The organism is Pseudomonas fluorescens, assembly GCF_900636825.1.
GTDB lineage: Bacteria > Pseudomonadota > Gammaproteobacteria > Pseudomonadales > Pseudomonadaceae > Aquipseudomonas > Aquipseudomonas fluorescens_BG.
In genome coordinates this window covers 5,089,451-5,101,634 of sequence record NZ_LR134318.1, presented here as the reverse complement: position 1 = coordinate 5,101,634, position 12,184 = coordinate 5,089,451, and the positions used below count along the sequence as shown (strand labels likewise).

Here is a 12,184-nt window from a genome sequence, read left to right as displayed (position 1 = left end):
ACATTTTGCTCTGTTCCTGTGCGCATTTCGTTTGTTACAGTCCGGCCCAATCTCCTCCAACGACAATAAATTTGCCGAGACTTTTCCCATGATCGAATCCGTCGAATCCTTCCTTGCACGCTTGAAAAAACGCGACCCGGATCAGCCCGAATTTCACCAGGCTGTCGAAGAAGTACTGCGCAGTCTGTGGCCATTTCTTGAAGCCAATCCGCGCTATCTGACATCGGGGATTCTGGAACGCATTTGCGAGCCGGAGCGGGCGGTGGTGTTTCGCGTGTCGTGGGTCGACGATCAAGGCAAAGTCCAGGTCAATCGCGGTTTCCGCATCCAGATGAACAGCGCCATCGGCCCATACAAAGGTGGCTTGCGTTTCCATCCGTCGGTGAACCTCGGCGTGCTGAAATTCCTCGCCTTCGAGCAGACGTTCAAGAACTCGCTGACCTCGTTGCCGATGGGCGGCGGCAAGGGTGGCTCGGACTTCGATCCGAAGGGCAAGAGTGACGCTGAAGTCATGCGTTTCTGCCAGGCGTTCATGAGCGAGTTGTATCGCCACATCGGCGCCGACGTTGACGTGCCGGCCGGTGACATTGGCGTCGGTGCGCGGGAGATCGGATTCCTGTTCGGCCAGTACAAGCGCCTGAGCAACCAGTTCACCAGCGTCCTCACCGGCAAGGGCATGACCTACGGTGGCAGCTTGATTCGCCCGGAAGCCACCGGTTTCGGCTGCGTTTACTTCGCCGAAGAAATGCTCAAGCGTCGCGGGCAGACCGTGGAAGGCAAGCGCGTGGCAATTTCCGGCTCCGGCAACGTTGCGCAATACGCGGCGCGCAAAGTGATGGATCTGGGCGGCAAAGTGATTTCCCTGTCCGATTCCGAAGGCACGCTGTTTTGCGAATCAGGACTGACCGAGGATCAGTGGCTGGCGCTGCTGGAACTGAAAAACGTCAAGCGTGGACGCATCAGCGAACTGGCCGGCGCGTTCGGTCTGGAATTCCGTGCGGGCCAGCATCCGTGGTCGTTGCCGTGTGACATCGCGCTGCCCTGCGCCACGCAGAATGAGCTCGACGCCGAAGCTGCGCGCACCTTGCTCCGTAACGGCTGTGTCTGTGTCGCTGAAGGCGCGAACATGCCGACCACGCTCGAGGCTGTGGATATCTTTATCGAGGCAGGCATCCTCTTCGCGCCGGGCAAAGCGTCCAACGCCGGCGGCGTCGCAGTGAGCGGTCTGGAGATGTCGCAAAACGCCATGCGCCTGCTGTGGACGGCGGGTGAGGTGGACAGCAAGCTGCACGCGATCATGCAATCGATCCACCACGCCTGCGTGCATTACGGCGAAGAGAACGGTCAGGTCAATTACGTCAAGGGCGCGAACATCGCCGGCTTCGTCAAAGTCGCCGATGCGATGCTGGCGCAAGGCGTGGTTTAAGCCGGTTCGATGCGGATCACTTCGATCAGTTGATCGCCGGCAGGTCGCTGCCACAGCACTTCATCGTTGAGCCGGGCGCCGAGCAAGGCCCGGCCCAGCGGTGAGGCCCAGTTGATGAGGCCCTGATTGGCGTCGGCCTGATCCTCGCCGACCAGTTGCACACGGTGTTCAGTGTCGTGCTCGTCGGCAAAAGTCACCCAGCTACCGATCTGCACCTTGTCGGTGGAGGTCGCAGCGACTGCGACTTGGGCGCTGCTCAGACGATGGGTGAAATAGCGCAAATCCCGTTGCAGGTCTGCCAGCCGTTGCTTGTCGGCCTGCTCGCCCTTGGCGGTTTGCTCGGCGTGCAGGCTCTGCAATTCGGCGACTTTCGCCTGCAACTGCGCCAGACCTTGCGGCGTGACGTAATTGGGCTGCGTGCTGACCTGACGTTCGACCGGCTGATCGGCCTGCGCGGCGGCGTTGTCTTCGTTGACGAATGCGCGACTCATGGAGTCCTCCTCTCAAAAGATTTGGGCCATGGTTGCCGGCATTTGGTTTCAATGGATGTCTGCAAACGACCTATTGCGAGCGATAAGCCCGTCCGGCGTCCTGCTCTTTTTGCTGCTGCCAGGCCCGCTCGCGTTCGTCCCAATGCTCGTTGCGGTATTGTTCGCGGTCCTTGTTTTCCAGCATCGCCTGGCATTGGCGAAAACCGTCGACCCAGCCTTCGGCGTATTGCTGATCCTTCAGATAGCGCGGCACGTTCTTGCGAAACTCGCCGCTGATCGAACCCGCCGCTTGCCGGCCGCTGACGCAACCGTCATCGAAACCGTCGGCGAAGGCTGGCGGATAACCTTTGGCGATCAAGTCTTCATGGGTGGTCTGGCAACCGCCCAGCGCCAATACAACGCCCAACAACCCAACGCACTGCCACATCGCACTCTCCCGCGCCGATACTCGGCTCATAAGGAAAGTCTAGAAGGGGATTCATGAGGCGGCTGTCGAAGGCCTGTGAAAAATCCATTGGACGCCACAATCCCCTGTGGGAGCGAGCCTGCTCGCGAAGGCATCGTGTCAGGCAGCACCATTATTGACTGACCCACCGTCTTCGCGAGCAGGCTCGCCCCCACAATGAGATTTACACCGGCTCGGGATCAATAGTGATACCACTTCACCTCAAGCATGACTTCCGTTTCCGGGCTGGCGAGCTGGCTGAACTCGCGCTGCGCACTCAGGCGCAAACCAAGGTTGCGCGTTAATTCCCACTGCTGATTCAGGCTCAGGCTGCGGCGCACTTCGCCGTTGAAGAAATAATCGCCCTTGGCCTCAAGGCTTAGATTGCCCAGCGGGTTTTTCCACAGCACGCCAGTGTTGAAGCCGCCGGCCGGGGAGACAAATTCGGCAAAATCATTGTTGTGTTCCACGCGCACCGTGCCGAGGGCAAAGCCCAGCACATCGTCGCCCAGCGCCCAGGTACCGCCGCCGCCACCGTTGACGTGGCTTACCAGCGTTTCGTCGTCATGCTTGCCCGGCACGCGTTCGAGACCACCAGTGACTTGCCACGACAACGGTTGCAGCAACTCGTTACGTGGCGTCAGCGAGCGAATGGTCGCCAGATCCAGTTGCTGCAACTGCCAGTCGTTGCCTTCGTACTGGCGCAATTTCAGTTGCAGGATTTCGATCTGCGCGCCGAGGGGGAAACTTTCGGCGTTGTCATTGAGGTCGTGATAGGCCATGCGCAGACCATATTCGCCGAACGCGCGATCACCGCGAGTACCAAGGCCGGCCTGCCAGGTGCGAGACTCGTGGCCATCTTCGGGCAGACCGGGTTGCGGAATGTCCAGCTCCGGCGCAGGGTTCTTGTTGATTGCGCGCAGCAGTTCGAAACTGCGTTGCGCGCGTTGCGGATCACGTTCCTGGCCATTGGCGCGGTAACGCTCGAGACGATAAGCCGCGTCGACGATCAATGCCTGACGCTCGCGGGGCAGGGCTTTGAATGTTGGCTCTTGCAGGACTTTTTGATCGGCGCTGACTTTCAACACCCATTGCTGTTCATCATCGCTCAACGGCTCGGCGCGGCTGAGCAGTTCACGTTCGCGGGACGGGCGATATTCAATGTGTTCGACCAACCCCGCTTCCTTCACGGCTTTGACGGTGTCGGTCGGAATAGCTGTCAGCGGGAACTGTTCGGTCAGGCGCAGGCTCGGGCGCGCCACTTGCAGCAGCTCGAGCAATCGATACGAGCAGTTTTCGTCGAAGAAGAAATAGTCGAACTGAATCTGCTTGAGCTCCCACACATGTTCGACCATGCGTGCGGTTTCTTCCTGGGTCAGATTGAGCCGGTATTCCCACAGGTCGCGGTTTTCCAGGCTGCGGTATTCCGACAGTTTTTCCTGGTACGGCACCAGCGCGAACAGCCCCGGATAGCCGCCCATCAAGCCCTTCCAAGCGTAGAGAATGCTGTTGTCCGAGCCTTCGATGTAGGCGCCGAAGTTGATCGCGTAGCTGAGGAGCGAGGTCTTGTCGGCCTGCACGTCCGCCTGATCGATGCGCAGCAAGGTGTGGCCGAACATGGACGAGGGGCTGTTGAGGTAGGCCGCCGGGAAAATCATCACCGCACTGTGCGGCGAGACGTCCTTGAACCACTTCCTGTATTCGGCGCATTCCGGCGCTGGCAGGTCGGAGAGGTTGAGCTGCGCTTTCAGCCAGCGCGTGCGCGCCGGATAAACGCATTGTGCGTGCTGCTCGCCGAGGCTGGCCGGGGCATATAGCGCCTGCACGGTGGCAGCCAGTTCGCGGTCCGGATGCTCGTTGCCGTCGGGGGCGAGAAAGAACTTCCTGTCGCTGACATAGCTGCGCCAGCCGCCGAGCTTCGCGGTTTCGTAGTGACCGAGGGAAATCCAGAAGCGGTCGTTGGCCAGTTGCTGCAAACGTTGAGGATCGATGTGAGGCGCGGCGGACAGCGGGGCGCAGACACAGAGCGCCAGCCAGGCAAGGCGTTTGAGCATAGGTGGCAACTTAAGTCGAAAGAAAAAAATTCAATCCCATCGAACTGTCGGCGCTGACGAGTGCAACGGGTCATTTGCAAAAAATAAAAACCCGCTTCCCGAAGGAAGCGGGCAGGGTCGAGCTTAAGCCTGAGTTGCGTACTTGGCCAGACGCGGGTCCGATTTCAGTACTGCCAGGGTGTTGGTATGCACGTCTTCAGCGGTCACGTCAGCTTTGCTGAAGATCTGCTGGAAGTGCTCGTGGGTCACTTGTGCGAAGTGCGCGCGATCTTCCGGTGCTACGCCCAGTACCACGGCATAAGTCGTCAGCGCTTCGCCGTTGCCTTTGGCCATGTCTTCGGACAGCTCGTTCATCATGCCATTCATGGCGAACCAGGATTTGCCGCCGTAAGTCAGCGATGCGTTGGTCGAGCAACCGTTGGTGCCGGAAGTCATACCGAACGTGGCGTTACCGGAAGTGCCGTTGGTGGTGGAAGCAAGGAAATGCGCCGGGGTGCCACGCTGACCTTCGAACAGCATGTTGCCCCAACCGCAATCCGGGCCGCCCGGGGCTTGCGCCATTGCGTTGATGGATACAGCGGTGAAGAGAGTACCGAGAAGAATCCGTTTCATAGCTTTGTTCTCTTTATGTGCATACCAATGGACAGGGTTCTGGCCCTTCGCGCTCTGTCTGGACAGAGGCGAAAGTGTCAGTGGGCCGGTATTAGTTCCAGCCGCGCAGTTTGGAGTTTAGGCACGTTCCAGCGGTTCCGTGTCTTTTTGCAAAATATTTGGAATAAACCTCTGATTTACCGGGAAGCTTCGGGCGGCCGCGCGCTTGTCTATGCTTTGTCATGTGGCGCGCCTTGCCAGTGGGGCACGGGCAGCGCCAGAATGCCGCTACCTGCCCCGCCTGATTGTTAAGGAAGCCCGATGCCTGATCCTGTTGCTGCCAGCCTGCGTCTTGCGCCCGAAGCGCTGACTCGTCCGTTTTCCGCTGAACAGTTCAGCTTCACTACCACCAATGATCTGGAGCCCTTTCGCGGTGTGCTCGGCCAGGAACGCGCGGTCGAAGCCTTGCAGTTCGGTGTGGCGATGCCGCGCCCCGGTTACAACGTATTCGTCATGGGCGAGCCCGGTACCGGCCGTTTCTCGTTCGTCAAACGCTACCTGAAAGCCGAAGGCAAACGCCTGCAGACCCCGGCGGACTGGGTCTACGTCAACAACTTCGATGAGCCGCGGGAACCGCGCGCACTGGAGCTGCCATCGGGCACGGCGGCCGCGTTCATCGGCGACATCAACGGCCTGATCGACAACCTGCTGGCGACCTTCCCGGCGGTCTTCGAACATCCGTCCTACCAGCAAAAGAAAAGTGCCATCGACCGCGCCTTCAACCAGCGCTACGACAAGGCCCTCGACGTCATCGAGCGTCTGGCCCTGGAAAAAGACGTCGCCCTGTACCGCGACAGCAGCAACATCGCTTTCACGCCGATGCTCGACGGCAAGGCCCTGGATGAAGCCGAATTCGCCCAGTTGCCGGAAGCCGAGCGCGAGCGTTTTCACGATGACATTTCCGGTCTCGAAGAGCGCTTGAACGAAGAGCTCGCGAGCCTGCCGCAGTGGAAGCGCGAATCGAACAATCAACTGCGTTCACTGAACGAAGAAACCATCACGTTGGCCTTGCAGCCGTTGCTGGCGCCACTGTCGGAGAAGTACGCGGAAAACGCAGCGGTCTGCGGCTACTTGCAAGCGATGCAGGTGTACCTGCTGAAAACCGTGGTCGAGCAGTTGGTCGACGACAGCAAGACCGACGCTGTAGCGCGCAAGTTGCTGGAAGAGCAATACGCGCCGAGTCTGGTGGTCGGGCATCCCGCCAGCGGTGGTGCGCCGGTGGTTTTCGAGCCTCACCCGACCTATGAAAATCTGTTCGGCCGTATCGAATACACCACCGATCAGGGCGCGCTCTACACCACCTATCGGCAGTTGCGGCCGGGAGCGCTGCATCGCGCCAACGGCGGTTTTCTGATTCTCGAAGCGGAAAAAATGCTCAGCGAGCCGTTTGTGTGGGATGCGCTGAAACGCGCCCTGCAATCGCGCAAGCTGAAAATGGAATCGCCGTTGGGCGAGATGGGCCGTTTCGCCACGGTGACCCTCAACCCTCAGCACATCCCGTTGCAGGTCAAAGTGATCATCATCGGCGCGCGGCAGTTGTACTACACGCTGCAAGACCTCGATCCGGACTTCCAGGAGATGTTCCGCGTTCTGGTCGACTTCGACGAAGACATTCCGATGGTCGACGAGAGTCTGGAGCAATTTGCCCAATTGTTGAAAACCCGCACTTCGGAAGAAGGCATGGCGCCGCTGACCGCCGATGCGGTGGCACGCCTGGCGACGTACAGCGCACGTCTGGCCGAGCATCAGGGGCGCTTGTCGGCGCGTATCGGCGATCTGTTTCAACTGGTCAGCGAGGCGGATTTCATCCGTCACCTGGCCGGCGATGAAATGACCGATGCCGGGCATATCGAGCGCGCGCTGAAAGCCAAGGCCACGCGCACCGGCCGTGTCTCCGCGCGAATTCTCGACGACATGCTCGCCGGGATCATCCTCATCGATACCGATGGCGCAGCGGTCGGCAAATGCAACGGGCTGACCGTGCTGGAAGTCGGCGACTCGGCCTTTGGCGTGCCAGCGCGGATTTCCGCCACGGTCTATCCGGGCGGCAGCGGCATTGTCGACATCGAGCGTGAGGTCAATCTCGGCCAGCCGATCCACTCCAAAGGCGTGATGATCCTCACCGGCTATCTGGGCAGCCGCTATGCGCAGGAATTTCCGCTGGCGATTTCCGCGAGTATCGCGCTGGAGCAATCCTACGGTTATGTCGATGGCGACAGTGCGTCGCTGGGCGAGGCGTGTACGCTGATTTCGGCGCTGTCGAAAACCCCGCTCAAGCAGTGCTTCGCGATTACCGGTTCGATCAATCAGTTCGGCGAAGTGCAGGCAGTTGGCGGGGTCAACGAGAAGATCGAAGGCTTCTTCCGCCTCTGCGAAGCACGCGGGCTGACCGGCGAGCAGGGCGCAATCATTCCGCAGGCCAACGTTGCCACGCTGATGCTCGACGAGAAAGTCCTGGCGGCGGTGCGGGCCGGGCAGTTCCACGTTTACGCAGTGCGTCAGGCTGACGAAGCGTTGAGCTTGCTGGTCGGCGAGCCGGCGGGCGAGCCGAATGAGGACGGTGAATTTCCCGAAGGCAGCATCAACGCGCGAGTCGTCGAGCGCCTGCGCGATATCGCCGAGATGATCAGCGAAGAGGATCTCAAGGAGGCCGAGAAAGAACTGGCCCAAGAGGCATTAGCCGAAGCCAAACCTGCCTAAGCCTCAACGCGGTTGAAACTATGGGAGCGAGCCTGCTCGCGAAAGCAGCGTATCAGACGACGAACAAGTTGCCTGAGACCCCGCATTCGCGAGCAGGCTCGCTCCCACGTTTGTTTCGTGTGACCGCGAAAATTCGCCACAAGTCTGGCGCCAATATTCACACAATGACCATTCGGCGCCTTCTGGTTCCATTTGGCTTTGCGCGGGACACTTTTCTTCTATTCTCAGGTCAAGGATATCGACAGTATCACTGGATCGAGCCAGTCCTCCCGTGGGGGCTGAATACCGGCTTTACCGAGGGTCGCCGCCATGTCGCGCAACCTCTGCCTTACCCGTCAATGCCTGGGTCTCGTTACCCGAATCGAATGCGCTGTGAAGCCGCTCGCCGGCGATAACGGCATGTGGACATTGCTCTTCGCCGCCGGTATGGCTGGCGAACAACCTTCCGCGATCAAAGCCCAGGGCCCGTTCCACGGACCGGTGGCGGCTGAGTCAATTCTCGATACCATCGTCGAGAGCCTGACCTTGCATGGCTACGAATTGGCCGATGATCCACAGATCTGGAGCCTGCACCTGCAAGCCCAACTGCGCCAGATCAACGGCGGTCGCAGCCGCAGCCTGAACTGACGCATCCCGGAAATGCCGCGCCCGGCTAAAGGCCGCCGGCAAACTGACGCAAGTCCCTGTAGGAGCTGCCGCAGGCTGCGATCTTGTCTCTCAAGGCGAAACATCATCCACCGGCGCCTTGTCGAGCTTGACCTCAAAGCCATATTGCACAGTGCCAACCTCGGTCCGCTGATACGTCTCCACGCGGGTCGGTCGCCCGTAAAAGTAATGCACGCCGAACAGCGCCGGGCCTTCTGCGCCGGCATCATGACTGACCGAGAGAATCTGCTTGAGGTAGTTGCCACTGTCGTCCTTGACGAAGAAGCGCCACTCGTTGGCCGGGAACGCTTTGAGGTCCACCACCAGCGTGTTGTCCTTGATTTCCAGGCCTTTGGGCAAGGACTTGGCGTCATAGGCTTGCTTGGCCACAGTCGCCAGAAACAACGGCATCGAGCCCACGGCGATCGCCGGGGTTTCCGGGAACAGGTTCAGATCGTAAGTAATCGTCGCGCGCAGCGGGTCGACTTGATACGCCTCGGGTGGCAATTCAATCGGTTCGTCGAGTTTGCCGCCGCGCTTTTCCGTGAAGAACGTCACGGGACTGACACCGGGATTGAGCTCGTCGCCCAGCAATTCGTCGTTGAAAGTGCGGCGATGGGAAAACTCGATGCGTGCCGCGCTGGGTTCTTCCACTGATTGATGGACGCGGACGCCAGCCTTCAGTTGTTCCTCCGTCAGGCTCGCGCCTTTTAGCCAGTTGGCGGCCAGATCGTCGTAAACCACTACCGGCAAGTCCAACGGCTGCACGGCTTTTGCGGTGGTGTGCTGATTGAACGTGCGAACCGGCAGATCGAGGGTCTTGCGCGTCACCGTCGCCTGGGAGAAATCGAGCACACTGACTTCCAGCGTGTCGATCGGGCCATGAAAGTAGACCTTGTTGTAGCGGCGCGGATGCTCTTTCTCGAATGTTTGCTGATCGTCGCTGAGTTGTTTCTCCAGCGTGTCGCTCCAGCTTTGCTGCTTCTGTAACTGCGCCAGTTGCTGCTGATAAAACGCGACCTGTTCCGGGCTTTCGTTGATCGAACCGGCGCGCACCAGGTACTGGCCGCTGGCATCGCGAGCCTGAACGATCAGCGGGTTGATGCGCGTTTCGGCCACTTCTGCAGCCAGCGGCAGGCTGTTGCTGACTTCGACCTCGGCGTAGTTCTTCTCCAGCCTGAGCAATTTGACGCTGAGGTTATCGTTGGTGTGAGTCTGGCCGACGTCTTTCTGCGTCAGATCGAAGCTGTACAGGCGACGTGGCGCGATGACTTCGATCTGGCCTTGCAGGCTGACCGGTTGCGGCAGGCTTTTCTTGTCGACGTTCAAACCATCGATGAACGGGTAGGTCACGGTCAGGTCGTCAGGGTTGGTCACGTTGGAGCTGGACGGGCTGAGCTGAATGCCAGGATCGGTTTCCGACCACTCCGGTTGCCAGGCGATGACGCGTTTGTTGCTCAGCGTCACCGAATGCCATTCGATGCCGTGGGGAAACAGGAAGCCGCCGGGAATATTCAGGTTGAACGGAAACACCGGCTGCAAATCGGTGAGGTAATCGGAGCTGGCGTCCTTGTGCAGCACGAACAGGCCATTGATAAAAGTATCGACCAGCGCCTGCGGAGCGGGGTAATGCTTGAGCACGGCGAGGGCGTCTTCGCCGTATTCGGTCTGCGGCGCAATCTCGTCGAGCTTGAGTCGGGCGCGTTCCAGCAACAGCAGCGAACCGCCGAGTTCGGTGATCGCATCCTTGAGTTTCGGGTCGCTGACCGCGTCCAGTGACTGCTCGAAGGTGGCGGTTTTTTCGTCGAGGTTGGCGACGCGCTTTTCGTCGCCGGGCGAGCAACCGCCGATGAGCAGGGCGAAGCAGATTGCGGCGGTCGTCAACGGTAATCGCACATCCATTTTCACGCGTCCTGTCCACTGTCACGGGGCTGTCAATGGCTTGGACACTAGCAGAAAAACTTTGTCACACACACGCAGGTTGCGGATTTTCCGGCGGTTTCTGGCGGTCATGGCGGGCTGTTATACTCGCCGCCATTTCCAGCCCCTTGTGTGAGATTCAATGGAACGCTTTATCGAAAATGCAATGTACGCCACCCGCTGGCTGCTGGCGCCGATCTATATCGGCTTGTCCCTCGGTCTCCTGGCGCTGGCATTGAAGTTCTTCCAGGAAATCATCCATATCCTGCCCAACGTGTTTGCGATGGCTGAATCGGATTTGATTCTGGTGCTGCTGTCGCTGATCGACATGGCGCTGGTCGGCGGTCTGTTGGTGATGGTGATGATTTCCGGTTACGAGAATTTCGTTTCGCAACTGGACATCGATGAGGGCAAAGAGAAGCTCAGCTGGCTGGGCACCATGGACTCCTCGTCGCTGAAGATGAAAGTCGCCGCCTCGATCGTGGCGATTTCGTCGATCCACTTGCTGCGTATCTTCATGGACGCCAAGAATGTCGATCCCGAGCATCTGATGTGGTACGTGATCATTCACATGACCTTTGTGGTCTCGGCGTTTGCCATGGGTTACCTGGATAAGGTCACCAAGCACTGATCGACTGATCAGGATGGCAAAAACCGCCCGTCTGTTGCAAAACAGACGGGCGGTTTTGTTTGTGGCTTGTACTTTGAAGCGCATCGGCCTATCCCTTAACGGTGCGATTCTCCATGGTGTGAGGTGCTTCCATGAATCTGCAAGAGTTGAACGCGTTTGCCATCGCCGGCAAGGTCGACGAGCTGAATCTGATCTCCATGGAAGGCGGGATTTATCTGCTCGAGGCGCGCATGCACGGGGCGGCTCATCCGCTCCATGATCCGCTGGGAAAAACCCTGACGCTTCGCTCCGTCGAGCATGCGCGAGATATGTTGCACGCCTTTCCGGTGCTGCCGTTCAATCTGGTCCACACCTCGGTGCACGACGAAATGTGTGGCTTGGGCGGTGGCATCAATGAAAGCCTGAAAGTGCCGCTGGCGTGGCGTTCAGCCCTCTAGCCGCGACCCCAAGCTTCGGGTATCTGTGCTAGTCTGCTCGCCCTTTTGGTTCCGGGCGCGCCGGGACGCGCTGTGTACGCACGGCAAGTCTTGTGGCCGTCCGCACAGCGGAGCAGTGTCATGTCCGAAGTAAATCTGTCCACCGACGAAACCCGCGTCAGCTACGGTATCGGCCGTCAACTCGGCGACCAGCTGCGCGACAACCCGCCACCGGGTGTCAGCCTGGACGCGATCCTGGCCGGTCTGACTGACGCTTTCGCCGGTAAGGAAAGCCGTGTTGGCCAGGAAGAAATGTCCGCCAGCTTCAAGGTGATCCGCGAAATCATGCAAGCCGAAGCGGCTGCCAAAGCTGAAGCGGCTGCTGGCGAAGGCCTGGCCTTCCTCGCGGAAAACGCCAAGCGTGACGGCATCACCACCCTGGCCTCCGGCCTGCAATTCGAAGTGCTGACTCAGGGCGACGGCGCCAAGCCGACCCGTGAAGACCAGGTACGTACCCACTACCACGGCACTCTGATCGACGGCACCGTATTCGACAGCTCCTACGAGCGCGGCCAGCCGGCCGAATTCCCGGTTGGCGGCGTGATCGCTGGCTGGACCGAAGCCCTGCAATTGATGAATGCCGGCAGCAAATGGCGCCTGTACGTGCCGAGCGAACTGGCTTACGGCGCTCAAGGCGTTGGCAGCATCCCGCCGCACAGCGTTCTGGTATTCGACGTCGAGCTGCTGGACGTTCTGTAATTCCGGGCCTGCCTTCGCGGCGGGCTAATCCTGTGGGAGCGAGCCT

At 59.7% G+C, this 12,184-nt stretch carries 11 protein-coding genes; 6 read left to right on the top strand and 5 right to left on the bottom strand.

Annotated elements, in window-relative coordinates; translation table 11 throughout:
- Positions 1 to 88 precede the first annotated feature (88 nt).
- Positions 89 to 1,426: an NADP-specific glutamate dehydrogenase gene (gene gdhA / locus EL257_RS23255; RefSeq protein ID WP_126366539.1), complete on the top strand. Its 1,338-nt coding sequence runs from the start codon at positions 89 to 91 to the stop codon at positions 1,424 to 1,426.
- On the opposite strand, the gene EL257_RS23250 is transcribed toward gdhA, so the two are convergent.
- The 4 genes from EL257_RS23250 to EL257_RS23230 form a co-directional block, all read right to left on the bottom strand.
- Positions 1,423 to 1,917 carry a GreA/GreB family elongation factor gene (locus EL257_RS23250; RefSeq protein WP_126366537.1) on the bottom strand — a complete coding sequence of 165 codons (495 nt, stop codon included), beginning with the start codon at positions 1,915 to 1,917 and terminating at the stop codon, positions 1,423 to 1,425. The genes gdhA and EL257_RS23250 overlap by 4 nt on opposite strands.
- Before the next feature lie 70 nt (positions 1,918 to 1,987).
- Positions 1,988 to 2,344, bottom strand: a complete 357-nt coding sequence (locus EL257_RS23245) for a hypothetical protein (RefSeq protein ID WP_126366535.1) — start codon at positions 2,342 to 2,344, stop codon at positions 1,988 to 1,990.
- Between the two features lie 218 nt (positions 2,345 to 2,562).
- Positions 2,563 to 4,416 (bottom strand): DUF4105 domain-containing protein, encoded by a 1,854-nt coding sequence (locus tag EL257_RS23235; RefSeq protein WP_126366533.1) that lies wholly within the window; start codon positions 4,414 to 4,416, stop codon positions 2,563 to 2,565.
- A gap of 123 nt (positions 4,417 to 4,539) precedes the next feature.
- Complete coding sequence (locus tag EL257_RS23230) at positions 4,540 to 5,028, bottom strand: DUF3015 domain-containing protein (RefSeq protein WP_016773112.1); 489 nt, start codon at positions 5,026 to 5,028, stop codon at positions 4,540 to 4,542.
- A gap of 300 nt (positions 5,029 to 5,328) precedes the next feature.
- On the opposite strand from EL257_RS23230, the gene EL257_RS23225 reads away from it, so the two are divergent.
- On the top strand, positions 5,329 to 7,767 hold the full coding sequence (locus EL257_RS23225; RefSeq protein WP_126366531.1) for a Lon protease family protein: 2,439 nt from the start codon (positions 5,329 to 5,331) through the stop codon (positions 7,765 to 7,767).
- A gap of 309 nt (positions 7,768 to 8,076) precedes the next feature.
- Complete coding sequence (locus EL257_RS23220) at positions 8,077 to 8,394, top strand: hypothetical protein (RefSeq protein ID WP_126366529.1); 318 nt, start codon at positions 8,077 to 8,079, stop codon at positions 8,392 to 8,394.
- Positions 8,395 to 8,484: 90 nt separating this feature from the next.
- Here the strand turns inward: EL257_RS23220 and EL257_RS23215 are convergent, their stop codons facing one another.
- Complete coding sequence (locus tag EL257_RS23215) at positions 8,485 to 10,314, bottom strand: hypothetical protein (RefSeq protein WP_126366527.1); 1,830 nt, start codon at positions 10,312 to 10,314, stop codon at positions 8,485 to 8,487.
- A 160-nt stretch (positions 10,315 to 10,474) separates the two neighbouring features.
- On the opposite strand from EL257_RS23215, the gene EL257_RS23210 reads away from it, so the two are divergent.
- From EL257_RS23210 to EL257_RS23200, 3 genes are all read left to right on the top strand, one after another.
- Complete coding sequence (locus tag EL257_RS23210) at positions 10,475 to 10,963, top strand: TIGR00645 family protein (RefSeq protein ID WP_016773116.1); 489 nt, start codon at positions 10,475 to 10,477, stop codon at positions 10,961 to 10,963.
- A gap of 131 nt (positions 10,964 to 11,094) precedes the next feature.
- The gene (locus EL257_RS23205; RefSeq protein ID WP_090286453.1) at positions 11,095 to 11,400 is read left to right on the top strand and encodes a DUF6482 family protein; all 306 of its coding nucleotides are present in this window, start codon (positions 11,095 to 11,097) and stop codon (positions 11,398 to 11,400) included.
- A 120-nt stretch (positions 11,401 to 11,520) separates the two neighbouring features.
- A complete protein-coding gene (locus tag EL257_RS23200; protein ID WP_093098187.1) occupies positions 11,521 to 12,138 on the top strand; it encodes an FKBP-type peptidyl-prolyl cis-trans isomerase in 618 nt (205 codons plus the stop codon).
- The last annotated feature ends 46 nt before the right edge of the window (positions 12,139 to 12,184 follow it).

Bases quoted from the DNA above. Each gene is read 5' to 3' on its own strand.
- gdhA (WP_126366539.1), top strand. From the start codon at position 89: ATGATCGAATCCGTCGAATCCTTCCTTGCACGCTTGAAAAAACGCGAC.
- EL257_RS23250 (WP_126366537.1), bottom strand. From the start codon at position 1,917: ATGAGTCGCGCATTCGTCAACGAAGACAACGCCGCCGCGCAGGCCGAT.
- EL257_RS23225 (WP_126366531.1), top strand. From the start codon at position 5,329: ATGCCTGATCCTGTTGCTGCCAGCCTGCGTCTTGCGCCCGAAGCGCTG.
- EL257_RS23210 (WP_016773116.1), top strand. From the start codon at position 10,475: ATGGAACGCTTTATCGAAAATGCAATGTACGCCACCCGCTGGCTGCTG.
- EL257_RS23235 (WP_126366533.1), bottom strand. From the start codon at position 4,416: ATGCTCAAACGCCTTGCCTGGCTGGCGCTCTGTGTCTGCGCCCCGCTG.
- EL257_RS23215 (WP_126366527.1), bottom strand. From the start codon at position 10,314: ATGGATGTGCGATTACCGTTGACGACCGCCGCAATCTGCTTCGCCCTG.
- EL257_RS23200 (WP_093098187.1), top strand. From the start codon at position 11,521: ATGTCCGAAGTAAATCTGTCCACCGACGAAACCCGCGTCAGCTACGGT.
- EL257_RS23245 (WP_126366535.1), bottom strand. From the start codon at position 2,344: ATGTGGCAGTGCGTTGGGTTGTTGGGCGTTGTATTGGCGCTGGGCGGT.
- EL257_RS23205 (WP_090286453.1), top strand. From the start codon at position 11,095: ATGAATCTGCAAGAGTTGAACGCGTTTGCCATCGCCGGCAAGGTCGAC.
- EL257_RS23230 (WP_016773112.1), bottom strand. From the start codon at position 5,028: ATGAAACGGATTCTTCTCGGTACTCTCTTCACCGCTGTATCCATCAAC.
- EL257_RS23220 (WP_126366529.1), top strand. From the start codon at position 8,077: ATGTCGCGCAACCTCTGCCTTACCCGTCAATGCCTGGGTCTCGTTACC.